At 74.4% G+C, this 22,618-nt stretch carries 24 protein-coding genes; 10 read left to right on the plus strand and 14 right to left on the minus strand.

Translation table 11 applies throughout. From position 1 onward, the window contains the following. The first annotated feature begins 53 nt into the window (after positions 1 to 53). Both ACZ52J_RS01640 and ACZ52J_RS01645 read left to right on the plus strand, forming a co-directional pair. Positions 54 to 548 carry an EF-hand domain-containing protein gene (locus tag ACZ52J_RS01640; RefSeq protein WP_465615002.1) on the plus strand — a complete coding sequence of 165 codons (495 nt, stop codon included), beginning with the start codon at positions 54 to 56 and terminating at the stop codon, positions 546 to 548. Between the two features lie 145 nt (positions 549 to 693). After that, on the plus strand, positions 694 to 933 hold the full coding sequence (locus ACZ52J_RS01645; protein ID WP_465615003.1) for a hypothetical protein: 240 nt from the start codon (positions 694 to 696) through the stop codon (positions 931 to 933). A 115-nt stretch (positions 934 to 1,048) separates the two neighbouring features. On the opposite strand, the gene ACZ52J_RS01650 is transcribed toward ACZ52J_RS01645, so the two are convergent. The 3 genes from ACZ52J_RS01650 to ACZ52J_RS01660 form a co-directional block, all read right to left on the minus strand. Beyond that, complete coding sequence (locus ACZ52J_RS01650; protein WP_465615004.1) at positions 1,049 to 1,687, minus strand: AAA family ATPase; 639 nt, start codon at positions 1,685 to 1,687, stop codon at positions 1,049 to 1,051. Positions 1,688 to 1,929: 242 nt separating this feature from the next. Further along, positions 1,930 to 2,451 (minus strand): DUF6328 family protein, encoded by a 522-nt coding sequence (locus ACZ52J_RS01655; RefSeq protein WP_465615005.1) that lies wholly within the window; start codon positions 2,449 to 2,451, stop codon positions 1,930 to 1,932. 93 nt (positions 2,452 to 2,544) lie between these two features. Continuing rightward, positions 2,545 to 3,105, minus strand: coding sequence for a MarR family winged helix-turn-helix transcriptional regulator (locus ACZ52J_RS01660; protein ID WP_465615006.1), 561 nt, complete (start codon positions 3,103 to 3,105; stop codon positions 2,545 to 2,547). A gap of 49 nt (positions 3,106 to 3,154) precedes the next feature. Here ACZ52J_RS01660 and ACZ52J_RS01665 point away from each other — a divergent pair, with 49 nt between their 5' ends. The 3 genes from ACZ52J_RS01665 (at position 3,155) to fusA (ending at position 7,158) form a co-directional block, all read left to right on the plus strand. After that, a complete protein-coding gene (locus tag ACZ52J_RS01665) occupies positions 3,155 to 4,087 on the plus strand; it encodes a DMT family transporter (RefSeq protein ID WP_465615007.1) in 933 nt (310 codons plus the stop codon). A 77-nt stretch (positions 4,088 to 4,164) separates the two neighbouring features. Continuing rightward, positions 4,165 to 4,689, plus strand: coding sequence for a hemerythrin domain-containing protein (locus tag ACZ52J_RS01670; protein ID WP_465615008.1), 525 nt, complete (start codon positions 4,165 to 4,167; stop codon positions 4,687 to 4,689). Positions 4,690 to 5,094: 405 nt separating this feature from the next. Continuing rightward, a complete protein-coding gene (gene fusA, locus ACZ52J_RS01675) occupies positions 5,095 to 7,158 on the plus strand; it encodes an elongation factor G (protein ID WP_465615009.1) in 2,064 nt (687 codons plus the stop codon). A gap of 78 nt (positions 7,159 to 7,236) precedes the next feature. On the opposite strand, the gene ACZ52J_RS01680 is transcribed toward fusA, so the two are convergent. Beyond that, a complete protein-coding gene (locus tag ACZ52J_RS01680) occupies positions 7,237 to 8,094 on the minus strand; it encodes an NAD-dependent epimerase/dehydratase family protein (RefSeq protein WP_465615010.1) in 858 nt (285 codons plus the stop codon). A 301-nt stretch (positions 8,095 to 8,395) separates the two neighbouring features. On the opposite strand from ACZ52J_RS01680, the gene ACZ52J_RS01685 reads away from it, so the two are divergent. Continuing rightward, positions 8,396 to 9,595, plus strand: coding sequence for an RNA-guided endonuclease InsQ/TnpB family protein (locus ACZ52J_RS01685; RefSeq protein ID WP_465615011.1), 1,200 nt, complete (start codon positions 8,396 to 8,398; stop codon positions 9,593 to 9,595). Here ACZ52J_RS01685 and ACZ52J_RS01690 read toward each other — a convergent pair. Further along, positions 9,554 to 9,808: an EF-hand domain-containing protein gene (locus ACZ52J_RS01690; protein ID WP_465615012.1), complete on the minus strand. Its 255-nt coding sequence runs from the start codon at positions 9,806 to 9,808 to the stop codon at positions 9,554 to 9,556. The two genes, ACZ52J_RS01685 and ACZ52J_RS01690, sit on opposite strands and share 42 nt — an antisense overlap. A gap of 145 nt (positions 9,809 to 9,953) precedes the next feature. Here ACZ52J_RS01690 and ACZ52J_RS01695 point away from each other — a divergent pair, with 145 nt between their 5' ends. Further along, positions 9,954 to 10,790 (plus strand): helix-turn-helix transcriptional regulator, encoded by an 837-nt coding sequence (locus ACZ52J_RS01695; protein WP_465615290.1) that lies wholly within the window; start codon positions 9,954 to 9,956, stop codon positions 10,788 to 10,790. A gap of 198 nt (positions 10,791 to 10,988) precedes the next feature. On the opposite strand, the gene ACZ52J_RS01700 is transcribed toward ACZ52J_RS01695, so the two are convergent. Beyond that, positions 10,989 to 11,822, minus strand: a complete 834-nt coding sequence (locus ACZ52J_RS01700; protein WP_465615013.1) for a patatin-like phospholipase family protein — start codon at positions 11,820 to 11,822, stop codon at positions 10,989 to 10,991. Between the two features lie 141 nt (positions 11,823 to 11,963). On the opposite strand from ACZ52J_RS01700, the gene ACZ52J_RS01705 reads away from it, so the two are divergent. Beyond that, complete coding sequence (locus ACZ52J_RS01705; protein WP_465615014.1) at positions 11,964 to 12,524, plus strand: TetR/AcrR family transcriptional regulator; 561 nt, start codon at positions 11,964 to 11,966, stop codon at positions 12,522 to 12,524. 138 nt (positions 12,525 to 12,662) lie between these two features. Here the strand turns inward: ACZ52J_RS01705 and ACZ52J_RS01710 are convergent, their stop codons facing one another. From ACZ52J_RS01710 to ACZ52J_RS01735, 6 genes are all read right to left on the minus strand, one after another. Continuing rightward, a complete protein-coding gene (locus ACZ52J_RS01710) occupies positions 12,663 to 13,949 on the minus strand; it encodes a sugar ABC transporter permease (RefSeq protein ID WP_465615015.1) in 1,287 nt (428 codons plus the stop codon). Then, a complete protein-coding gene (locus tag ACZ52J_RS01715) occupies positions 13,946 to 14,731 on the minus strand; it encodes an ATP-binding cassette domain-containing protein (RefSeq protein ID WP_465615016.1) in 786 nt (261 codons plus the stop codon). The genes ACZ52J_RS01710 and ACZ52J_RS01715 overlap by 4 nt, the downstream gene beginning before the upstream one ends. A 159-nt stretch (positions 14,732 to 14,890) precedes the next feature. Continuing rightward, on the minus strand, positions 14,891 to 15,988 hold the full coding sequence (locus tag ACZ52J_RS01720; RefSeq protein ID WP_465615017.1) for a sugar ABC transporter substrate-binding protein: 1,098 nt from the start codon (positions 15,986 to 15,988) through the stop codon (positions 14,891 to 14,893). Between the two features lie 224 nt (positions 15,989 to 16,212). Further along, a complete protein-coding gene (locus ACZ52J_RS01725; protein WP_465615018.1) occupies positions 16,213 to 16,578 on the minus strand; it encodes a hypothetical protein in 366 nt (121 codons plus the stop codon). A 199-nt stretch (positions 16,579 to 16,777) separates the two neighbouring features. Then, on the minus strand, positions 16,778 to 17,731 hold the full coding sequence (locus ACZ52J_RS01730; RefSeq protein WP_465615019.1) for a DUF4331 family protein: 954 nt from the start codon (positions 17,729 to 17,731) through the stop codon (positions 16,778 to 16,780). A gap of 226 nt (positions 17,732 to 17,957) precedes the next feature. Further along, a complete protein-coding gene (locus ACZ52J_RS01735; RefSeq protein ID WP_465615020.1) occupies positions 17,958 to 19,238 on the minus strand; it encodes a cytochrome P450 family protein in 1,281 nt (426 codons plus the stop codon). 200 nt (positions 19,239 to 19,438) lie between these two features. Between ACZ52J_RS01735 and ACZ52J_RS01740 the strand changes: the two genes are divergently transcribed. After that, positions 19,439 to 20,047, plus strand: coding sequence for a putative glycolipid-binding domain-containing protein (locus ACZ52J_RS01740; RefSeq protein ID WP_465615021.1), 609 nt, complete (start codon positions 19,439 to 19,441; stop codon positions 20,045 to 20,047). A gap of 124 nt (positions 20,048 to 20,171) precedes the next feature. Here the strand turns inward: ACZ52J_RS01740 and ACZ52J_RS01745 are convergent, their stop codons facing one another. Together ACZ52J_RS01745 and ACZ52J_RS01750 are read right to left on the minus strand one after the other, a co-directional pair. Next, positions 20,172 to 21,377 carry a PQQ-binding-like beta-propeller repeat protein gene (locus ACZ52J_RS01745; RefSeq protein ID WP_465615022.1) on the minus strand — a complete coding sequence of 402 codons (1,206 nt, stop codon included), beginning with the start codon at positions 21,375 to 21,377 and terminating at the stop codon, positions 20,172 to 20,174. An 80-nt stretch (positions 21,378 to 21,457) separates the two neighbouring features. Beyond that, positions 21,458 to 21,586: a hypothetical protein gene (locus ACZ52J_RS01750; protein ID WP_465615023.1), complete on the minus strand. Its 129-nt coding sequence runs from the start codon at positions 21,584 to 21,586 to the stop codon at positions 21,458 to 21,460. A gap of 335 nt (positions 21,587 to 21,921) precedes the next feature. Here ACZ52J_RS01750 and ACZ52J_RS01755 point away from each other — a divergent pair, with 335 nt between their 5' ends. Further along, entirely contained in the window at positions 21,922 to 22,404 is a 483-nt protein-coding gene (locus tag ACZ52J_RS01755) for a hypothetical protein (RefSeq protein WP_465615024.1), read from the plus strand. Positions 22,405 to 22,618: the final 214 nt, after the last annotated feature.

Here is a 22,618-nt window from a genome sequence, read left to right on the forward strand (position 1 = left end):
TGGCACGTTGGCGAACGGTACTCCCGCACATGAGGAAAGGCACAGGTGGGCTCGTGGTGACTCGGACGGAGCGCGACCGCTTCCAGGCGATGTTCAGGAAGGTCGACGTCGACGGTGACGGTGTGATCGAGCAGGTCGACATCGACCAGTTGACCCAGGGCGTGCTGGCGCGGGCCGGCGCCGTCCCGGGGTCCGCGACCTGGCGTCGGGTGACCGGCTTGAGCAACAGGATGTGGCAGACGCTGCGAAGCGGTGCCGACGCGGACGGGGACGGGAGGGTCACCGCCCGCGAGTTCGTCGCCGCCTACCGCCGTCCGGAGTTCCTCGACCAGGTCGCCATCCCGTTCGAGCTCGCCGTCCTGGAGGCGGCCGATGCCGACGGCGACGGCAGGATCTCGCTGGCGGAGTGGCTGTCCTGGCAGGGCGACAAGGGCCTCTCCCAGGTCGAAGCCCTCCAGGAGTTCCAGCAGATCGACGCCGACGGCGACGGTTTCCTCACCCGCGATGAGTGCGCCCAGCACGTCAAGGAGCCCTACACCGCCCCGTAGGGCAGCCCCGTAGGACACCCGGGCCCCCCTGCGGGACGGCGCGTCAGCTGCCCTGGTCTGCTCGCGGCCGCGCCTCCGTGACGGAGAGGATTCGCATGGATACGGTGGGTGGTGATTCGTGCACCTCGAGGCTTGGGAGCCCATCATGACCACTGAGGAACTTGCCAAGTTCTACGCCCTGCTGACCATCCTGGAGCCGCAGACGCAGACCTGTATCCAGGCTGCCCGCCTCGCCGAGGTGGGCACGGCGGGTGGCGGCGACACCGACACCACGGTGGTGAAGCAGCTGAAGATGCACGCCGACAAGATCACCGCCGAACTGGCCTCGGTGAGCCCCGAGAAGCTGCAGCGCAAGGCGGAGACGATCGCCAAGTTCCTGGTCTAGTCCGCACGTTGTTCCCGTTGGCCCGCCGGCTTCCTGTGCCGGCGGGCCAACGCACGTGCGGGGCGGGCGCTCCGACTTGGCCCTGCCGCAGGTGCTGCAGGCCCGGGCGGGCCGGTCAGGTCAGGGCGGCGGCCAGGCGTTCGGGCAGGGTGGCGTACGGGCGGCAGTCGACCACGGGCAGGGCGTGGGCGGCGGCCCGGTCGGCGAGCCAGGCGGAGTAGCGGGCGCTGACGGCGGCGCGCTCGCGTTGCGGGCCGCAACCGGGCTCGCGCTCGGCGTAGTTGGCGGCGATGCGCTGCGGGTCGCCCTCGTGGAGGAAGACCGCCCGTACCCGCCGTCCCTGCCCGGCGGCCTCGGCGGCGGCGCGGGCGGCGGCGTCCGGGGTGAGGTAGTCGCCCTCGACGATGGCGGGCACGTCGACGGTGAGCCGGTTGCGCACGACGCCGAGCAGGGCGTCGTCCAGGGCGTGGGCGGTGGCGATCTGCGACTGGAGGACGCGCTCGGCGCTCCTGGCCTCGTCGGGGGCCTCGTCGGGGGCCGAGAAGTCGGGGTCGGAGAAGTCGGGGGCGGAGAAGTGGTGCAGGCCGGGGTGGGTGGCCGGGGTGGTGGCGGCCTGCAGGGCGGCGACGATGTCGTCGAACTCCACCGTGAACGCCCCGTGCCGGGCGGCGAGTCGGGCGGCGGCGCGGCTCTTGCCGATCCCGGAGGCGCCGCCGATCAGCAGGACGTCCCACGGGCTTTCGTCGGTGTGCATACGGGCACGGTAAGCGGTTCGGGGTGGGGTGGGCTCGGTGGGGTGGGGGAGGCGGCCGGGGCGCGCCTTCCCGGCCCGGCCCCCGGCGCCCGACAGCCGGCCCATGGCCCGGTCCGTGGTCCGCCGCCCGCACCCCGTCGTGCGGGTGGCGGAAGCGGCGGCGGAAACGGGCGGCGGAAGCGGGTGGCGAGCGGACGCCGGAAGCGGGCAGCGGAGGCGGCGGCCGGCGCGGTCAGGTGCGGTCAGGCGCGGTCGTGGGTGGTGGCGCGGCGTACGGCCCAGGGCAGGACGAACCACAGGGTGGCGAAGATCAGCGCGATGACGCAGGTGATCGGCACGGCCACCGCCGCGCCGAGGATGACGTCGAGGACGAGCAGGACGGCGCCGGTCAGTGCGCAGGCGAGCAGCAGCAGGCCGGCCTGGGCGATGCGGGCGGAGACGGTGACGATCCGTTCCTTGCCGGGGTGGCGGTACAGGCCGCGGTGCAGGGCGACGGGGGTGGCGAGGACGGCCGCGGCGACGACGGCCAGCAGCAGGGTGGCGACGTAGATGTCCTGCTGGGCGTCGGTGAGTTCGGCGAAGCGCGGGGTGAAGGCGACGCCGAGGAGGAAGGCGAAGACGATCTGCACGCCGGTCTGCAGCACCCGCAGTTCCTGCAGCAGTTCCACCAGGCGCCGGTCGGCCCGGACGGCGGGGTTCTCCCAGCCGGGCGGGGGAGGGGCGGAGGGCGAAGGGGAGTCCGGCGGGGGCGGCGTGCTGGTCATGGACCACATTGTCGACGGAGGTAGCGGCCGGTCGCGGGAGGCCGGGGGGTGGCCGGTGGCGGTGGCGGTGGCGGGCGCGCGGGCCCGGCGCGGTCACCGGTCGTGGGCCGCCTGCCCGGTGCCGTCCAGGCGGGCCTGCCAGGCGGTGAGCAGGGTCTGCAGGGCGGCGGCCTCCTCGGGGTCCAGGTGGGCGAGCAGGCGGTGCTCGTTGCGCATGTGGGCGGTGAACGCCTCGTCGATCAGGCGCCGGCCGGCGTCGGTGAGGGCGACGACGCGTCCGCGCCGGTCGTCCTCGGCGGGGCGGCGGGTGACCAGTCCGGCGCGTTCCAGGCGGTCGATGCGCTTGGTCATCGCGCCGGTGGTCACCATCGTGTGGGCGGCGAGTTCGCCGGGGGCCCGTTCGTACGGGGCGCCGACGCGGCGCAGTGCGGCGAGCACGTCGAACTCGCCCTCGCCGAGGCCGTAGCGCTGGTAGACGAGGGCGAGCTCGGCGGTCAGGCGGGCGGCGAGGCGGTGCAGGCGGCCGATGACGGCCTGCGGGGAGACGTCGAGGTCGGGGCGTTCGCGCCGCCACTCGGCCTGGATCTGCGCGACGTGGTCGCCGGGGTCGCGGGGGGCGGCGTGGGCGGCGTGGTCGGCGTGGTCGGTCTCCATGGCAGCCAGTGTAGCGCGGATAGCTTCCCGAGAAGCTATATTGTCTTCCATGGAAGCCAATGTGCGGTGGGTGCTGCCGACCGCCCTCGCCCCCCTCACCTGGGGCGCCAACTACTACGTCACCCACGCCTACCTGCCCGCCGACCGCCCGCTGTGGGGCGCCGTCCTGCGCGCCCTGCCCGCCGGCCTGCTCCTGCTCGCCCTCGCCCGCCGCCGCCCGCACGGCCCGTGGTGGTGGCGCAGCGCCCTGCTCGGACTGCTCAACACCGCCGTCTTCTTCGTCCTGCTCTACCTCGCCTCCCAACTGCTGCCCACCAGCGCCGCCGCCACCGTCATGGCCGCCTCCCCGTTGGCGATGCTGCTCACCGCCTGGGTGCTGGCCGGCCAGCGCCCGCGCCGCGCCCACCTGGCGGGCGCCGTGGTGGGCCTGGCCGGAGTCGCGCTGGCCCTGTTCGGGGGACTCGGCACCGGCGGCGCCATCGGCTGGGCCGGGCTGGCCGCCTCGGCGGCGGCCATGCTCGTCTCCTCCGTCGGCTACGTGCTCGCCGCCCGCTGGCGAGAGGGCGCCGACCCGCTGGCCGCCACCTCCTGGCAGCTGACCGCCGGCGGCCTGATGCTGCTGCCGCTGGCCGCCGCCACCGAGGGCGCGCCCCCGGCGATGGACACCTCCACCCTGCTCGCCTTCGCCTACACCACCCTGATCGCCACCGCCCTCGCCTTCACCTGCTGGTTCGCCGGACTGCGCCACCTGCCGGCCGGGACGGTGGGGCTGCTCGGGCTGCTCAACCCGCTGGCCGGGGTGCTGCTGGGCACCGCGCTGGACGGGGACCCGTTCGGGGTGCGGCAGGGGGCGGGACTGGTGCTGGTGGCGGTCGGGATCCTCCTCGGACGGCCGCGCGGGCGGTCGGCGCAGCCCTCGTCGGCCGAGGCCGCCGCCGAGCCTTCCGCCGGCGCGCGCTTGCCCGATGATCGGGTCGCGTGATCTGCTGGCGCCAGCATCGCGTGCCGGTGACGGACTGCGTCAGGCATGGAGGTGCGGAACCGAAGGGACCGCCACCCGTGGCCTCCCCCGCCGGCGGCCGTACGGCCGCCCTCAGTCTTCAACTCTCCCGCGCGCACCAGGACTTGCGCCGCCGCCTCGCCGACGTCCGCTCGAACCTCGGCCGGCCCCGCCCGGACGGCGACACGCTCCTCACCCACTGCCTGGCCTTCTGTACCGCCCTGACCAACCACCACCAGGGCGAGGACAGCGGCCTCTTCACCCAACTCCTGCACGAACGCCCCGACTTGGCGCCGACCGTCGCCAAACTCGTCGAGGACCACGGGTTCATCTCCGCCATCCTCGCCCGCGTCCGCGACCTCGCCGAACAGGCCGCCCACCTGTCCGATGCCGACCCGGCCCACCTGGAAGCGATCGGACGCGAACTCGACGGCCTGGCCGCCATCATGGACTCCCACTTCGGCTACGAGGAACGCGCCATCGGTGCCGCCCTCGACGCCGGGGTGCCCGACGACGGCTGGTCCGCGCCGGTGCTGCGCTTCGCGGCCCCGCAGAACCCGCCGCCGCAGAACCCGCCGTCGTAAATCCCCGCTGCCGGAAAACCGCTGCCGGGAAAACCGTTGCCGGTAAACCGCCGTCGTAAAACCCGTCGCCCCGCCCGGCCCGCCTTCCCTACACTCGCCACGCAGCCGCGCCGCGCCATGCCGTGCGGCCGACCGTGCCGATGGACGAGACGAGAGAGGGGGCGAGCGGCCGTGCCGAAGCAGAGCGCCGCCGCCCCCTCTCCCGCGTCGCGGTACGAGGTGATCCTGGTGTCCCCGTCCTCCCGGTGCCCGCTGCGCGGCCGGCACCGGAGCAGTGCCGCCACCGTCTGAACCCCGGCATCCACGGCCCGCACGGGCCCGCCAGGAAAACGCACCTGACGTGTCGTCAGCACCGCCGAATCGCGCGCCCACCCGCAGGAAAACGCCTCGAAAGGCACCCGGGCCATGCGCACCGACACCACCGCCTCCGCCATTGCCGCCGTCCGCAACCTCGGCATCCTCGCCCACGTCGACGCCGGCAAGACCACCGTCACCGAGCGGATCCTCTACCTCACCGGCACCACCCACAAGCGCGGCGAAGTCCACGACGGCACCACCGTCACCGACTTCGACCCCCAGGAACGCGACCGCGGCATCACCATCTTCGCCGCCGCCGTCAGCTGCGCCTGGGCCGGACACCGGATCAACCTCATCGACACCCCCGGCCACGTCGACTTCGCCGACGAGGTCGAACGCTCGCTGCGCGTCCTGGACGGCGCGGTGGCGGTGTTCGACGCGGTCGCCGGCGTCGAGCCGCAGAGCGAGTCCGTCTGGCGCCAGGCCGAACGCCACGGCGTGCCCCGCATCGCCTTCGTCAACAAACTCGACCGCGCCGGCGCCGACCTGGACACCGCCGTCGCCTCCATCCGCGAACGCCTGCACCCGCGCCCGCTCGCCGTCCAACTGCCCATCGGCACCGAGGAGTCGTTCACCGGCGTCGTCGACCTGCTGCACCTGCGCGCCCACACCTGGCACGACGACGGCACCCCGGCCGCCGAGGGCCCGGTGCCCGCCCACCTCGCCGACCAGGCCGCCCAACGGCGCCGCGCCCTGGAGGAGGCCGTCGCCGAACTGAACCCCGAAGCCCTGGAGGAGTTCTGCGCCCACGGCGCCGTCACCGCCGCCACCCTCGCCACCGCCCTGCGCGAACTCACCCGCACCGGCGAGGCCGTGGTCGTGCTGTGCGGCTCCGCCTACCGCAACCGCGGCATCGAACCCCTCCTGGACGCCGCCGTCGCCTACCTGCCCTCCCCGCTCGACGTCCCGCCCGTCCGCTCGGCCGACGGCGCGCAGCAGCGCACCGCCGACCCCGAACAGCCCCTGACCGCCCTGGCGTTCAAGGTCGTCGCGGCCCCCACCGGCCGCCTCACCTACCTGCGCCTGTACGCCGGCACCCTGCACAAGGGAGCGACCGTGCTCGACACCGCCACCGGACGCCGCGAACGCGTCGCCCGCATCCTGCGCGTCATGGCCGACCGCCACACCGAGACCGACCACGCCCGCGCCGGCGACATCGTCGCCGTCATCGGCCCCAAGACCGCCCGCGTCGGCGCCACCCTGTGCGACCCCGACCACCCCGTCCTCCTGGAGGCACCCGTGAGCGCCGAACCGGTCGTCACCGTCGCCGTCGAGGCCCGCCGCGCCACCGACACCGACAAACTCGCCGCCGCCCTGGCCCGCCTGGCCGAGGAGGACCCCTCGCTGCGCCTGGCCACCGACCCCGAGACCGGGCAGCGCACCCTGTCGGGGCTGGGCGAGCTGCACCTGGAGGTGGCGGTGGAGAAGGTGCGGCGCGACAGCGGCATCGAGGCGGTCACCGGACGGCCGACGGTCGCGCTGCGCGAGGCCCTGGTCGAGGGCGTGCGCGGCTTCGTGTACCGGCACGCCAAGCAGGACGGCGGCGCGGGCCAGTTCGCGCACCTCGTCCTCGACGTCCACCCGCTCGCGGACGGCAGCGAGGGGGAGTTCGGGTTCGCCTCCACCGTCACCGGCGGGCGCGTGCCGCGCGAGTACGTGCAGGCCGTCGAGGCCGGCTGCCGCGACGCCCTCGCCGAGGGCCCGCACGGCGGCCACCCGGTCACCGGCGTCGCCGTCACCCTCACCGACGGGGCCACCCACCCCAAGGACTCCTCCGAGCTCGCCTTCCGCACCGCCGCCCGCCTCGGACTGCGCGAGGCGCTGCGGGCCTCGCGGATGCGGCTGCTGGAGCCGGTCGCGGAGGTGACGGTCACCGTGCCCGAGGACGCGCTGGGCACCGTCCTCGGCGACCTCGCCGCCCGGCGCGGCCACGTCCGGGCCACCACGGCCGGACGCGGCGGCACCGCGCAGGTGAGCGCGCTGGTGCCGCTGGCCGAACTGTTCGGCTACGCGAGCCGCCTGCGCGGGCGCACCCAGGGCCGCGGCACCTTCACCACCCGCCCGGCCGGCTACGCGCCCGCGCCGTCGCCCTCGCCCGTGAGCGCCGGCTGAGCCCGGTGCCCGGCCCTCCCCTCCCCGGGAGGGCCGGGCACCGGCCCGCACCCGACCGACGGGTCCGGACCCCGGCCCCTACAGCGCCCCGGCCTCGGCCGCCGCCCACGCCGACGGGTACAGCGGCCGCCAGCCCAGGTCCCGGCGCGCCGCGGCCGTCGACACCTGGCCCTCCCACGGGTCGAACGGCGCATCCGGCGAACCGCCCGGGTGTGTCAGGCCGTTGAGCGCGTGCAGGTCCCAGGCCGTCAGCGGCGCGTCGTCGCACACGTTGTACGTACGCCCCTCGATCCCGGGCACGGACACCGCCCGCCACAGCGCCTGCGCCACGTCCGCGTGGTGCACCACCGCCAGGCGCTGGTGCGCGGGCCAGTCGGCGGCCCACTGCAGCGACTGCGCCAGATGCGGATCGCCCTCCCCGTACACGAACGCCAACCGCGCCACCACCAGCGGAAGTTCGTCGCCCAGTGCGCGCAGCCCGGCCTCCGCCTGCGCCTTGGACGCCGCGTACACCCCCCACGCCGGATCCGGCGCCGGCCGGTCGTCCTCCACCGCGGGGCGTCCCAGCCCCCGCCCGTACACCAGGTTCGTACTGGTGTGGACGAACCGCGCCACCCCCGCCTTCGCCGCCTCCCGGCCCAGCGCCACCGCCGCGTCCCGGTTGACCGCCCACGCCGTCTCCTCCGGCACCCCGCGCAGCGCCGCCGCGACGTTCAGCACCACCTCGGCCCCGTCCAGTGCCCGCGCCCGGTCCGCCTCCTCGCACAGGTCGCCGACCACCACCTCCACGCCCGGCCCCGCCAGTACGGCCGCCTTCGCCGCGTCGCGTACCAGCACCCGCACCGCCGAGCCGTCCGCCCCGGCCCACCGCACCAGCCGCGGCACCAGCCGGCTCCCGACCGAACCGGTCGCGCCCGTCACCAGGATTGTCGCCATCGCCCGTCTCCTCCAGGGAAGTTGCCGTCCTCCGACACCCACCACCCTGTCCGCGGCGCGGCAGGCCCGCCAGAGACCTCCCGATCCAGGGACCGCCGATCCCCGGCTGGGGCCCGGGCGATCGGGCCTGAGTGGTCAGCCAGCCGCCATCCACTCCTCCATCCCTGATCTTGCGCGAGTATCCCCGGATTCAGCTGGGGAGGGGAGCGAGTTCATTGCCGGGGGCGCGGAGAGCCGGAATTCTGCGTGTTGTCAGTGGGGCGAGTTATGTTGATGGCACCGACCGAAGGGGGTGGGCCGAATGATTCGTGCGTACAAGTTCCTCCTGCGGCCCACCGTGCGCCAGGCGCAGGCGCTCGGCGAGATGCTGCGGGATCACTGCTCGCTGTACAACGGGGCGTTGCAGGAACGTCGCGGCGCCTACCGGCACCCGTCGAAGGCAAGCGTCACGTACGGGATGCAGTCCGTGCAGCTCAAGGAGATCCGGGCGTTCGACGCGGAGCGGCAGGGCCGCTGGTCGTTCTCTTCGCAGCAGGCGACGCTCCGCCGCCTGGACAGGGCGTTCGCCGCGTTCTTCCGCCGGGTCAAGTCTGGTGACACACCCGGCTACCCGCGCTTTCGGGGTGTGAGCTGGTTCGACACTGTGGAGTTTCCCAAGGACGGCGACGGCTGCCGGTGGGACTCCACCCCATGCGACCCCGTGACCCGGGTCCGGTTCCAGGGCGTGGGGCACGTCAGGGTGAACCGGCACCGTCCGGTAGTCGGCAGGGTCAAGACCGTCAGCGTCAAGCGCGAGGGCAAGCGTTGGTATGTGGTGCTGACAGCCGAGCAGGCCGCGCCCGAGCCGCTGCCGGCGACGGGCAGCGCGGTCGGCATCGACATGGGCATAGCAAACTTCCTCGCCGACTCCAATGGCGGGTTCGTGCCCAACCCCCGCCATGGCCGGAAGGCCGCTTCGAAGCTCGAAGCCGCGCAGCATGCCCTGTCCCGGTGCAAGCAGCGGAGCAACCGCCGCCGCAAGGCCGTTCAGCGCGTCGCCGACCTGCACCGCAAGGTCCGCCGTCAACGGCTTGACCACGCCCACAAGGCCGCCCTCGGCCTGGTCCGTGCGCACGACTTCATCGCGCACGAAGACCTCAAGGTCCGCAACATGGTGCGCACCCCCGCGCCAAGGCCCGACCCCGACCGGCCGGGCGGCTTCCTGCCCAACGGTGCGACGGCGAAGGCCGGGCTGAACAAGTCGATCAACGATGCCGGATGGGGGGTGTTCCTGACGATCCTCACCGCCAAGGCTGAAAGCGCCGGACGGGAAGTGATCGCCGTGAACCCCCGCAACACCTCCCGGACTTGTCCCACATGCGGGCACATCACAGTGGAGAACCGGCCCACCCAGGAGACCTTCCACTGTGTCGCCTGCGGCCACAAGGCCCACGCCGACACAGTGGGAGCCACCAACGTTCTACGGGCCGGGCTGGCCCGTCGCGAAGCCGTACCGGTATAGCGAGAAGCCCCCGGCTCCCGCCGGAGGAGGAGTCACCTGCAGGAAGACCTCTTGGTGGGTCGCGCGGGCCGTGGCGACCAGCGGGTCCTGCGGGCCGCGTCCGAAGGCCGAGGCGGCCCGGTCGACCCGGGCGAGGTACTCGTCGCGGGTGATCGTGCCGTCGCCGTCGCTGTCCAGCATCGTGAAGATGCGCCGCTTCGCCTCGTCCGACATATCGTCACCATCCGTTCGTATCAGGGAGTTTTACGACCGGAACGCTATCGGTGGGGCGAGTCGGCGTCGGGGAGGCGCGGCCCGGCGGGCCAGGGATCGGCGGTCCCTGGATACGCACCGCCCGGCGCGCCATGCTGGGGGCATGATCGATCGCGCGGCGCTGGCCGACTTCCTCACCCGGACCCGGGCCCGGCTCGCCCCCGCCGACCTGGGGCTGCCGCCCGGGGCGCGGCGCCGCACGCCCGGGTTGCGGCGCGAGGAGGTCGCGCAGGTGGCGGGCCTGTCGGTGGACTACTACGCGCGCCTGGAGCAGCGGCGCGGGCCGCAGCCCTCGCCGCAGCTGCTGGCCGCCCTGGCGCGGGCGCTGCGTCTCAGCGAGGACGAACGCGACCACCTGTTCCGCCTCGCCGGGCACGAGCCGCCGCGCCGGCACGGGCCGCTCGGGCACGTGCGGCCGGGGCTGCTGCTGATCCTGGACCGGCTGCACGACGCGCCCGCCCAGGTGGTCTCCGACCTCGGCGACGTCCTCGCGCAGAACGCGATGGCCGCCGCCGTCTTCGGCGACACCGGCGCCCTGCCGCCGGGGCGGCGCAACCTGCTGCTGCGCTGGTTCACCGAACCGCACACCCGGGCACTGTTCCCGCCCGAGGACCACGAAGACCTGGCCCGCGCCCACGTCGCCGCCCTGCGCGCCGCCCGCACCGCCCGCCCCGGGGACCGGCGCGCCGCCGAACTGCTGGAGCAACTCCTCGCCACCGGCGACGAGTTCACCTCCCACTGGGAGCGCCACGAGGTCGCCCGGCGGCGCAGCGGCCGCAAACGGGTGCTGCACCCGGTGGTGGGGGAGCTGGACCTGGAGTGCGAGGTGCTGGCCGCCGGCGGCGAGGACCAACTGCTGCTCGTGCACACCGCCGCGCCCGGCAGCGACTGCGCCTCCCGCCTGGACCTGCTGCGCGTCGTCGGCGCCCCCGCCCCCGCCTGAGGCCCTGACCGGTTCCCATGGCGACGCCGCCACCGGTGAGGGTCGTCCGGCAGGGGCGGCACCACGCTCCGGCTGTCCGCACCGAAGACCGCAGGCTCATCGCGGCGACCGAAGACCCGCAGGCTCATCGCGGCGAAGGTGCGCTGAGACGAGGGCGCACGGAGACGATGGCCGGCCTCGCGGTCCGCTGCGCCCCGGTCAGACGGATCCCCAGACGGCGCCCGCCCGTTCGGCAGCCTCGCCGCCCTGGCGCACGCCCTCCCGGTAGGCGCCGACCCAGGTGTCCCAGTCCGGCCGTTCGGAGTCCAGCACCGCCCGCGCCCCGGCGTCGGGGGCGAGCGCCACGGCCGACGGCCAGGGCGTGAGGTCGGTGGGCGGGTGGCGGTGCGCCAGCGGCTCGACCACGACCAGCGCGCGGGCCCCGGTGGCGAGGTCGGCGTTGGTGCCCGCGCGCAGCGCGCCGTCCATGCCGTGGCGGCCGCCGGGCAGGGTGACGGGCACCTCCACCCCCGGGAACGCGCTGGAGGCGGCGACCGCGCGCAGCAGCGGCACACCGTCGGCACCCGTCCACACCAGCTCCTCGCCGCTGTCCGCGTCCACGGCGGTGATCAGCAGGCGCCGTCGGCGAGGCCACTCGGGCGCGCCGATCAGGGCCTCGCGGCGGGCCAGCAGGTCGCTTTCGGCCTCGGCGCCGGCGCTCGCCAGCGCGATCCGCCCGACCTGGCGGCGCGCCTCGGCCGGATCCAGGCCCCGGCCGAGCACGGCGAACACCTCGCCCGTGGCGGCCGGGTCGGGCCGGCGGGCCGGGCCCTGGGACCGGTGCTGCGGGTCCACGATGCGGCCCGGGTCCTGTCCGGTGGCCAGCAGCGCGGCCACGATCGCCCCGGCCGAGGTGCCGACCGTCAGCTCCGCCGCGCCCAGGTCCACTCCGGCCTCGCGCAGCCCGTTCACCAGCCCGGCCGTCCACGCCATGCCCAGCCGGCCCCCGGGCCCGAGCACCAGCGCCCGCCCGAGGCCGTGACCGTCCGTCACAGCGACCCCGTTCCCCATGGCTTCCCCCTTCGTCACGGCGACCCCCGCCGTTCTTGAAACAGTCGTACCATAAACTCGTCCAGCAGTGCCCACCCGGTGCCGACCAGCCGTCACCGGGCCCCGGAGAAAGGACCGACCGCCGTGGGACGACCCGCCGACCCCGCCCGCCGCGAGCGCACCCTGGCCGGGGCGACCGACCACGTCCTGGCCCACGGGCTGGCCGGACTGAGCCTGCGCCCCTTGGCCGCCGCCCTCGACACCAGCCCGCGCATGCTGCTCTACGACTTCGGCAGCAAGCAGGAACTGGTGGCCGCCGTCCTCGCCGAGGCCCGCCGCCGTGGCGCGGCGCGCCTGGCCGGATGCCCCCCGTTGGGGGCGGGCACGCCCGCGCAGCGGCTGCGCGGCATCTGGGCGTGGCTCAGCGCGCCCGAACGCGCCCCGTTGGTCCGGCTGTTCTTCGAAGTCCACGCCGACGGGCTGGCCCACCCCGAGCACTACCCGGACCGCGCCCGGGCCGTCACCGACTGGTTCGACACCCTGGGCGCCGCCTTTCGCGACGTCGCCGACGGCGAGGGCGACACCGCCACCCCCACCCTGGTCATGGCCGTCCTGCGGGGCCTGCTGTTCGACCTCACCACCACCGGGGACCGCGAGCGCGCCGACCGGGCCCTGGAACGCTTCGCCGACCTGCTGGGGTCCTGACCCGCCCATCGCGCGGGTGCCATACGGCGTCCGTCCCGCCCGGCGTCCCGCCGGAGACGCACGTGCCGGAGACGCACGTGCCGGGCCCCGCCGCCTCGGTGGGGCGGCGGGGCCCGGCACGCGGCGCGGCCGGCTGACCTACCTTCGGGTGGTGGCGCGGGTGCGGCGGGTGAGGGAGTCGAGGACGACGGCGGCGAGCAGGACGGCGCCGGTGATCATGTACTGGATGGCCTGGGCGGCGTGGACCATGTCCAGTCCGGTGGTGATGGACTGGATGACCAGGATGCCCAGCAGCGCCGACCAGGTCTTGCCGCGGCCGCCGAAGAGGCTGGTGCCGCCGATGACGGCGGCCGCGATGGCGCTCATCAGCACGTTGCCGCTGCCGAGTTGCTTGTCGGCGGAGCCCTGCTGGGAGGCGTAGAAGAGGCCGCCGAGGCCGGCCAGGAACGCGGAGAGCACGAACACCGAGATCCGTACCCGGGCGACGTCGACGCCGGCGCGCCGGGCCGCCTCGACGCCGCCGCCGACCGCGAAGACCTGCCGCCCGTAGCGGGTGCGGCGCAGTACGAAGTCGGTGGCGAGGACGGTGCCGAGCAGCACGACCAGGGACAGCGGCAGGCCGCGGTCCTGGTTGAGGGCGTAGGCGGTGGCCAGGGTGAGGACGGTGAGCGCTCCGGCGCGTACGGCGGTGTCGGCGCCGGTGCGGGCGGTGAGGCCGGCGGCGCGGCGGCGGCGGGCGGTGTACAGGTGGGCGAGCAGGTAGAGGACGGGGGCGAGGACGGCCAGGGCCCAGGCGTAGGCGATGTCGCCGTCGCCGAGGAAGGTGGTGTCCAGGCTCGCGATGACGCCGTCGTGGCGGTTGTTGGCGGTGCCGCCGTCGCCGAGGACGTACTCCTGCAGGCCGCTCCAGGCGAGCATGCCGGCCAGGGTGACGACGAAGGCGGGCACGCCGACGCGGGCGAAGAAGAGGCCGTGCAGCAGGCCCATGACGCAGGCCGCGGCCAGGGCGAGGAGGATCGCGACCCATTCGTTGAGGCCCTGGCGTACGGTCAGCACCGCCGCCATCGCGGCGCTCGCGCCGGCGACGGAGCCGAGTGACAGGTCGATCTCGCCGAGGATGAGGACGAACACGACGCCCACCGCGATCAGGCCGGGGCCGGCGATGAAGCGGCTGATGTTGGTGAGGTTGTCGGCCTGCAGGAAGTGGTGGGTGACGGACTGGAAGACCACGGCGATCACGACGAGGCCGACCACGACGGGCAGTGAGCCGAGTTCGCCGGTGGCCAGGCGGCGCCGGACGGCCTCCAGGTGCCCGGCCCATCCCTGCGCGGGCGCGTGCAGCCGCGGGTCGGGCGCGCCCGGCGCGGGGGAAGCCGTGGGCGCGGGGGAGGCGGTGGTGGGGACGGGTGCTTCGGGGGTGGTCATGCGGCGTCGGCCTCCTCGCTGCGGCGGGCCTTGCGGCGGGCGTGGGCGTTGTCGCTCGCGCCGGTGATGGCGGCGACGATCTGTTCCTGGGTGGTGTCGGCGACGGGGAAGACGCCGTTGTTGCGGCCCAGGCGCAGTACGGCGACGGTGTCGGCGACGGCCCGCACGTCGGCCATGTTGTGGCTGACCAGCACGACGGCCAGGCCGCGCTCGCGCAGCCGTTCCACCAGGTCGAGGACCTGGGCGGTCTGCTCGACGCCGAGGGCGGCGGTGGGCTCGTCCAGGATGACCAGGGACGGCTCGCCGACCAGGGCGCGGGCGATGGCGACGACCTGGCGCTGCCCGCCGGACAGGGCGGCCACGGGGGTGCGCACGTCGGGGATGCGGATGGCGAGGGTGTCCAGGAGGTGGCGGGCGTGCTGCTCCATGTCGACTTCGTCGAGCAGGCCGCGGCGGCGTTTCTCGCGGCCCAGGAACAGGTTGGCGATGACGTCGAGGTTGTCGCACAGCGCGAGGTCCTGGTAGACGGTCGCGATGCCGAGGGCGGCGGCGTCCTGCGGGCGGGCCAGGCGTACGGGCTCGCCGTGCCAGGTGACGGTGCCCCCGTCGACGGGGTGGACGCCGGCGATGGTCTTGACGAGGGTGGACTTGCCGGCGCCGTTGTCGCCGACGAGGGCGAGGACCTCGCCGGCGTGGACGGTGAGGTCGACGTCGGTGAGGGCCTGGACGGCACCGAAGCGCTTGGAGACCGAGCGCAGCTGGAGGACGGGTGCGCCTGTCACGTGTGAACCACCTTGGAGTGGGCTGGGGCAGGGGCTGCTCGGGTTCCCGAGGAGGCGTTCCCGAGAAGGCGTCCCCGAGGAGGCGTTCCCGAGGAGGCGTCCCCGAGGAGGCGTCCCTGAGAAGGCGTTCCCGAGGAGGCGTTCCTGAAGGGGCCGGGGCTACTTGAGGCCCGCGGCGGCGCAGGCGGCGGCGTAGTCGGCGGTGCAGATGTCGGAGGCCTTGTAGAGGCCGTCGGCCAGCACGGTGGCGGCGATGTTGTCCTTGGTGACGACCTTGGGGTCCAGCAGCTTGGCCGGGATGTTCTTGGCGGTGGCGCTGTCGACGCTCGCGGTGGCGACGGTCTTGACGTCCTTGCCCTGCAGGAGGTCGACGGCCAGTTCGGCGGCGGTCTCGGCGAGCGGCTTGTAGGCCTTGTAGATGGTGTAGGCCTGGTCGCCGTTGACGAGGCGCTGGACGGCGTCGAGGCCGGCGTCCTGGCCGCCGACGGGGACCTTGATGCCGGCGCCCTTGAGCTGGGTGATGATGGCGCCGGCCATGCCGTCGTTGGCGGAGTAGACGGCCTGGAAGCCGTTCTTGCCGAGCTCGGTGACGGCGGCGGAGATCTTCTGGCCGGCGACGGTGGGGCTCCACTGGCCGGACTGCTCGTAGACGACCTTCTTGACCTTGCCGTCGAGGACCTTGTGGGCGCCGGACTTGAACTGGGCGGAGTTGGGGTCGGCCTCGTCGCCGTCGATCATGACGATGTTGGCGTCGGCTGCCTGCGCGCCCAGCGCGTCGAGCAGGGCCTGGCCCTGGAGTTCGCCGACCTTCTCGTTGTCGAAGGAGGTGTAGGCGGCGATCGGTCCGCCGGCGAGGCGGTCGTAGGCGAGGACCTTGACGCCCTTGGCGGCGGCCTCCTGGACCCAGCCCTCGGTGGACTTGGCGTCGTAGGGGTCGAGGATGATCACCTTGACGCCCTGGGTGAGCAGGGTGTCGAACTGCTGCTTCTGCTTGGCCGCGCTGCCCTCGGCGTTGTTGTAGAGCACCTTGCACTGCCCGCACAGGGACTTGACCTTGGCCTCGATGAAGGGCTTGTCGAAGGACTCGTAGCGGACGGAGGAGGCGTTCTCGGGCAGCAGCAGGCCGATGGTGCCGGAGTCGCCGGCGGAGGTGGCGTCGCTCTTGGTGCCACCGGCCTTCCCGCAGGCGGCGGTCATGGACAGGGCCAGCGCGAGGCCGGTGGTGGAGACGAGGACGCGGCGCAGTACGACATTCATACGGGTGCCTCTCCCTGGGGCCGCCGCGGCTCTGCGGCGGGGTGGGGGGAGTCAACCTGAGCGTGTACATGGCGTCAATAAGTAGAACCAAACTGCCCGGAATCCACCTCGACTCGTCATCTTCATGAACACGCCCCGGTGAAGACCCGGGAAAATGGGGGTGCCCGCCGCTCCCCCGTGCGGCGGGCACCCCCGACTTGCGGTGACGCTCGGATGACCGCCCGTCAGGGGCGGTCGAGGGTGATCGAGTTGATCGGACCCAGGTCGTAGTAGACGCCCCGCTGGGCCGCGATGTCGTAGACGCAGTCCCCGCCGCCCGAACCGCGGCACAGGTGCGCGTGCGCGCCGCCGGTCTGGTTGTTCAGCACCCAGTGGTTGCCGTACTGGTTGCTCAGGTTGTGGGCGCCGTAGCTCCAGTACACGTCGGTGGGGGAGACGGCCGGGTCCTGGTTCTGCGGGTAGACGCAGACCGCGCCGGACGGGCAGTTCGCCCAGGAGCCGTCCGCGGCGCCGGCGCTGCCGGTGCCCATCGCGGTCAGGGCGGCGGTGGCGAGACCGAGGGCGGCCAGGGCGTGGGTGATCCTGCGCATGGGGTGGTTCTCCCTTGGCTGGTGCGGGGCCCGGCGATCGACCGGACCGGTGCCCGTCAGCCTAGGAACGCACCGGCCGCAGCGGTCCCTGACATCTGACAGGGGCGCGCCGCCTTGCCACACGCCCCTGACCGGCGTACTCGGCGACGCCTGCACAGCGCGAGGTGCGTCAGCGCGGGGTACGTCAGCGCGGGGTGCGTCAGTGCGGGTGGCCCAGGTACGGGAACGCGGGCAGCAGGTCGGTGTGCGGGCCGATGTGATCGGTGGGCACCGTGCCGTCGGTGAGCATCGACAGCCGCGCCGAGGTGACGTCGTCGCTCAGCGTGCGCCCGTTCGGATAGCCGGCCGCACGGGTGCGGTCGTAGCGCAGGATGTCCGGCAGCACGAGCCGCAGCTGCGCCTCGGCCGCCTCCGTGGTGTACCCGCCGAAGTGCTGCAGCTTGGCCGTCCACGGCGCACGGTAGGTCTGCCAGTCCTCGGCGGGCTCACCCGCGTTGTACGCGTCCTTGACGTCCTCCTCGTTGAAGTACGCCGTCAGCGACGGGTGCGCCCCCCGGTCCACCGACACCAGCCGCCCGTCCTTGCGCACGCTCACCCGCGTCCACACCCCGATCTGCGGCGCGTCGCCGAACTCCGCCTCGGGCGCCTCCAGCACGATCCCGAACACGTTCTTGTCCGCGCCCCAGTCCACCCCCGTCCACCGGAACTCGTGCACGATGCCGTCCAGGTCCGCGAAGAACGGGTCGCTGCGCAGCCCCGCGCTCACCCGGTACGGACCCGCCTCCACCACCGCCGGGGTGTCCGTGAAGCTCACCGGCGCACCCGACACCAGCGGCTCGCCCGTCGCCTCGTGCCCGCGCGCCCCCTCGCCGGTGGCGCGCCGCACCGTCATGGTCTGCGCACCGCCGACCGGTTCGGAGAAGGTGAAGCTGAAGGCGAGATCGGCCCGGTTGTCGCCGTCGGTGTCGATGTTGATCCGGTACACCGCCTCCGGGTGGAAGGCCTGCCCGCCGGTCGGCGCGACCGGGTTGACGTTCATGATCAGCACGGTCCGGCCCGCCTGCGGCGAGGCGAAGGCGAACAGGTCGGTCAGGTCCAGGCGCGCGTCGCCGTCGGGCGAGCGCAGGTTCGGTCCGCTGAGATGGTGCGACAAGACGGGTCTCCCGCTTCGAGTGCGCACGTGCGCGTGAACGCGTGCGCGTGCGTGCTGGCGTGTGCGTGCTGGCGTGTGTACGTGCGTGCGTCGGGTGCTTCGTACGGATGGCCCCACCCCTGCGGCCATTGCTAACACGCCCGCCCGCCCCCGGCCCGCCCGCTGCTCCGCGCGGACTAGCGCAGCCCCGGACGGCCGCTCCGGACGGCCGCTCCGGAGGGCCGTTCTAGAGGGCCGGCGGTGCCTGCTCGCCGAGCAGGACCGGCAGGGCGTGGTGCCCGTTGGAGATCATCGACTCGACGGGCCGCAGCTCGGTGCCCGGCGCGAGGGCGAGGTCGGGGAAGCGTTCGAAGAGCTTGCGCAGCGCGGTCTGCCCCTCCACGCGGGCCAGCGGGGCGCCGATGCAGAAGTGCGGGCCGTGGCCGAAGGCGAGGTGGTCCTTGGCCGGGCGGGTGACGTCGAAGTCCGCGCCGCTGTCGCCGTAGCGGGCGGGGTGGCGTCCGGCGGCGGCGTAGGAGGCGAGGATCGCCTCGCCCCGGGGGATGGTCGTCCCGCCGGGCAGCTCGATGTCCTCCACGGCGTAGCGCAGCGGCAGGTGCGCCACGGGGGCGTCGCGGCGCAGCGCCTCCTCGACGACGTCGCCCCAGCCGGCCTTGCCCGCGCGGACCAGGGCGAGCTGCTCGGGGTGGGTGAGCAGGGCGGCGATGCCGTTGTCGATGAGGTTGACGGTGGTCTCGTAGCCGGCCGAGACGACCAGCAGCAGGGTGTCGCGCAGTTCCTCCTCGGTCAGGGCGCTGCCGTCGCCCTCGCCGCCCTCGCCGCCGCTCTCGCCGTTCCCGCTGTCGCCGTTCTCGCTGTCGGTGTCGCGGGCGGCGATCAGCAGGGAGGTCATGTCCTCGCCCGGCTCGCGGCGCTTGGCGGCGATCAGCTCGTCCAGCATGGTGTAGAACGCCACCGTGTTGGCCCCGGACTCCTCGGGAGTGAGGGTGGTGTCGAAGACCCGGTCGACGGTGGTGCGGAACCGGTCCTTCAAGTCGTCGGGCAGGCCGAGGAGTTCGGCGATGACCCGGATGGGCAGCGGGTAGGCGAGGCGTTCGCGCAGGTCCACCACGGTGTCCGGGCCGGCCGTCGCAAGGTCGTCCAGCAGGACGTCCGTCAGCTGCCCGACGCGTGCGGTCATGGCGCTGATCCGGCGGGCGGTGAACGCGGTGCCCACCAGGCGGCGCAGGCGGCGGTGGTCCGCGCCGTGCGCGGTGAACATGTTGCGGGCGCTCACCCACAGCGCCAGCGGCCAGGTGGGGACCACCTCGGCGAAGGCCGGCCAGTGCAGCAGGGGGTCCTTGGAGACCCGGGGGTCCTTGAGCAGCTCCTCCAGCAGGGCCGGGTCGGCCACCGCCCAGGCCCGCACCCCCAGGATGTCGACGGGCGTGGCCGGGCCGCGCGCGTGCAGCTCGGCGGTCTCGGCGTCGCGGTCACGGCCGGTCGGGTCCAGGACGAGACGGTCCACGGGGGGCTCCTCCACGGGTGCGGTGACGGGTGCGGTGTGACGGGTGCGGTGACGGTGCGGTGACGACGCGTGGCCGCGCGGCCGCGCCCCCGGACGAGGATGCGGCCCCGGGCGCGCCCGCGTCGAGAGGGCCTGCGCGACGCGAGAGGTGACGCAGGCCCAGGGCGGCAGCGGCCGCCGGCCCGGCGTACCGTGCACGAATGGACAGCCGCACCGACGCCCCCGCCGACAGCCGTACCGACAGCCGTGCCGCGACGCCCACCTGGCGGGTCGTCGAGAGCGCGGGCCTGGAGACCGCCTGGGTCGACCTCGGCCCCACCGCCCTGACCGCCCGCGGGCGCGTCGCCGCCGCCGAGCCCGCGCCGTACTGGCTCACCTACGAACTCGAGACCGGCGAGGACTTCACCACCCGCCGCATGCACGTCACCGCCCACACGTCCGGCGCCGTGCGCACCCTCGACCTGCGCCGCGAGGAGGCCACCGGCCGCTGGAGCGTCGACGGGCGCCAACGCCCCGACCTCGCCGGCGCCCTCGACTGCGACCTGGGCCTGTCCCCGCTCACCAACACCCCGCCCGTCCTGCGCCACGCCCTCCACCGGGGCCCGGGCGAGCAGAGCCTCCTGATGGCCTGGATCCGCGTACCGGACCTGGCGGTCCTCCCCTCCCACCAGACCTACACCCACCTGCGCCGCCACGAGGACGGTGGCGCCACCGTCCGCTACACGTCAGGCGACTACCACGCCGACCTGCTGCTGGACCCGGACGGCCTCGTCGTCGACTACCCGGGCCTGGCCCACCGCATCGCCTGACCGCATCGCCTGACGCCGGCCGCCCCCACCGGACGCGGGAAGTCGGCCCGGCCGACTTCCCACTCCCCGCACCTGCGCCCCCTCCGCCCCCGCGCCTGCGCCTGCGCCCCAAACGCCCGGGCCGTCAGGCCGACGGCAGCGCCCCCAGGGCGTGCAGGCCGGTGCGGCTGCCCCGGAAGACCGCCGAACCGGCCGCGGCCAGGAACACCCTGGTGTACTCGGTGTCCCCCTTGAGCCGCTCCGGCTCGTCCCGCCAGCGCGGCCGCCCCGTCGCGAGGTCGAACGCGAACAGCCGGTCGTCGTTCGTCCCCACGTAGGCGGTGCCGTCGGCGGCGGTCATCGAACTCATCCCGCGCCCCAGGCCCACGGGCACGCCGGCCGTCCAGCGGGTGTCGCCGGTGTCCGCGTCCAGCACCGTCAGCCGGTTCCCGCCGAGCAGGCAGACCGTCCGGTCGGCGACCGACAGCGGGCCCGCCACGGGCAGCCGCCCGCGCTGCCACCGCACCTGACCGGTCGCCGCGTCCAGCGCGAAGACGGCCGCGGAATTCTGCGCCGGACCGTTCTGCTTGACGTAGACGGCGCCCCGGTCGACGACCGGACGGTCACCGAGGCCACCGACCGCGTCCTGCGCCCAGCGCCGCTCACCGGTGCCCGCGTCGAACGCGAGCAGCCCGCCGTACCGGCCCGCCGCGTACACGGTGTCCCCGGCCAGCGCCAGGACCCCCGACGCGCCCGGGTCACTGCTCCAGCGCACCGCGCCGGTGGCCGCGTCGTAGCAGCGCAGCGAGGACCCGTGGGCCGCGAACACCCGGCCGCCGCCGACCACCGGATCCTGGTCCCACGCGTCCTCGGCCCAGTCCGGCAGCGCCGCCTCCCAGCGCAGCTCGCCCGACGCCGCGTCGAGCACGTGCACACCGCTCGTGGAGACCACGCACACCACGCCGTCCCCCGCGGCCAGCCGCCACCCGCCCGAGGTGTCCAACTGCCAGACGCCCAAGTGGTCGACGGGCGCGGCCGCCCCGACCACCCGGCTCCAGCGCACCGCGCCGGTCCGCGGATCGAGCGAGCGCACACTGCCGTCGTACCCCGAGGCGAACAGCCCCTGCTGCTCCCCGGCGGGCAGCACGACCCGCCCGCCCATGCCGGGCGAGCTCCACAGCCGCGGGCCGCGCGCGTCGTCCCGGCGCGCCCACCAGCCGATCCCGCCGGCGACGGCGAGCGCGCCGAGGCCTCCGGCGGCGCTGAGCAGCAGCCTCCTGCGGTCGATCCGGGGAGGAGTCGCGGACGGGGACGGTTCGTTCTGCATGGCGTCGGTCTTCACATCGATCATGACTTCGGGTACGGACCTGCGGTTCCCGCAGGCCGGGCGGTCGGGCGGTCGGGCAGTTGTGCGGTTGTGCGGAGGGGCGACTAGGAGGCGGTCCAGTCGTTGCGGTCGGGGGTGCCGAGGGTCCGGACGTGCTCGCCGTCGGCGTCGTCGAAGGAGTCGGTGGCGATCTTGAACTCGTGGCCGTTCGGGCGGATCCCGAACAGCGTCACCTTCTCGTTGCTCTGGAGGCGCTGGTGGTGGCGGCGGTGAGGCCGACGGCGGAGATCAGGCCGGCGGCCAGCAGCAGGCCGGTCGCCCGGACGGAACGGGGGGCAGCGGACACGGGATCCTCCGGAGGTCGTGGAACGGCAGGGGACGCGACGCGCGCCCCCATCCGCTCAACGGCCCCTCCCTGCACTCCGGTTCACCATGCGCATGCCAGGGGGGAAGGGGAGCGGGAAGTCGGCCGGGCCGACTTCCCACTCAACCGGCCCAAGCCCAAACGCGTGCGACCGGACACCCCGGCCTGGCATCATGACCCCCATGACCACCTGCCGAAAGGCCCATGCCGCGTAACCGGCCGCGCGCCCTGCGCGCCGAAGGAACAACCCGAGGCCCGTCCCCCCGCTCCCGGGACTGCGCCCCACCGCCGCGCATCCACGGACTCTCCACCCGCACCAGCCTGGCCGTCCACCGCCTCGAGGAGCGCTGCGACAGCTTCTACCTCCACCCCGGCGCCACCGACCGGGCACTACGGCGTTACCGCACATTCCTGCACCCACCGGGCCGGCGCCCGCTCTACCCGCAGGAGTCGATGTGCCCCTCGTGCCCGGGCTGCGCCTTCGACGACGTCCGGCACGCCCGCGACGTGCTGGACGCCGTCCTGGAACGACTGCCGCCCCGCCCCCGCACCGAACTCGCCCGCCTCGTCAGGCCCCTGGACGTGGCGCTCCACCGCCGCACCCTGCCCGACCCCTTCGCCCACCGGCGCCCCTGGCGCGCCGAATACTGGTGGCACCGCCGCCTGGGCGACCCCGCACGGGGATGACAGCCGTGCCCCGCCGAACCCCTGGCCGCCCCCAGCCCCTCGTCCGACGTGCCATCAGCGGATCCTCACCCAGGGGTGCCCCCGGTCGACGCGGCGTGCCAAGGCCCGCCGGCGTACGGCGGGCCGGGGAAGCCGAGCCGCCCACGCGGACGGCCGCCCACGCCGACGGCCGACCCGACCGTGTGGGGGACAGGCAACAGCGGCTTTCGGTTGC

The sequence above is a fragment of the Kitasatospora sp. NPDC034035 genome (genome assembly GCF_055575755.1).

Excerpts from the sequence above, each read along its gene's own strand:
- ACZ52J_RS01645 (WP_465615003.1), top strand. The coding sequence starts at position 694 with ATGACCACTGAGGAACTTGCCAAGTTCTACGCCCTGCTGACCATCCTG.
- ACZ52J_RS01650 (WP_465615004.1), bottom strand. The coding sequence starts at position 1,687 with ATGCACACCGACGAAAGCCCGTGGGACGTCCTGCTGATCGGCGGCGCC.
- ACZ52J_RS01655 (WP_465615005.1), bottom strand. The coding sequence starts at position 2,451 with ATGACCAGCACGCCGCCCCCGCCGGACTCCCCTTCGCCCTCCGCCCCT.
- ACZ52J_RS01660 (WP_465615006.1), bottom strand. The coding sequence starts at position 3,105 with ATGGAGACCGACCACGCCGACCACGCCGCCCACGCCGCCCCCCGCGAC.
- ACZ52J_RS01665 (WP_465615007.1), top strand. The coding sequence starts at position 3,155 with ATGGAAGCCAATGTGCGGTGGGTGCTGCCGACCGCCCTCGCCCCCCTC.
- fusA (WP_465615009.1), top strand. The coding sequence starts at position 5,095 with ATGCGCACCGACACCACCGCCTCCGCCATTGCCGCCGTCCGCAACCTC.
- ACZ52J_RS01680 (WP_465615010.1), bottom strand. The coding sequence starts at position 8,094 with ATGGCGACAATCCTGGTGACGGGCGCGACCGGTTCGGTCGGGAGCCGG.
- ACZ52J_RS01685 (WP_465615011.1), top strand. The coding sequence starts at position 8,396 with ATGATTCGTGCGTACAAGTTCCTCCTGCGGCCCACCGTGCGCCAGGCG.
- ACZ52J_RS01690 (WP_465615012.1), bottom strand. The coding sequence starts at position 9,808 with ATGTCGGACGAGGCGAAGCGGCGCATCTTCACGATGCTGGACAGCGAC.
- ACZ52J_RS01710 (WP_465615015.1), bottom strand. The coding sequence starts at position 13,949 with ATGACCACCCCCGAAGCACCCGTCCCCACCACCGCCTCCCCCGCGCCC.
- ACZ52J_RS01720 (WP_465615017.1), bottom strand. The coding sequence starts at position 15,988 with ATGAATGTCGTACTGCGCCGCGTCCTCGTCTCCACCACCGGCCTCGCG.
- ACZ52J_RS01725 (WP_465615018.1), bottom strand. The coding sequence starts at position 16,578 with ATGCGCAGGATCACCCACGCCCTGGCCGCCCTCGGTCTCGCCACCGCC.
- ACZ52J_RS01740 (WP_465615021.1), top strand. The coding sequence starts at position 19,439 with ATGGACAGCCGCACCGACGCCCCCGCCGACAGCCGTACCGACAGCCGT.
- ACZ52J_RS01745 (WP_465615022.1), bottom strand. The coding sequence starts at position 21,377 with ATGATCGATGTGAAGACCGACGCCATGCAGAACGAACCGTCCCCGTCC.
- ACZ52J_RS01755 (WP_465615024.1), top strand. The coding sequence starts at position 21,922 with ATGCCGCGTAACCGGCCGCGCGCCCTGCGCGCCGAAGGAACAACCCGA.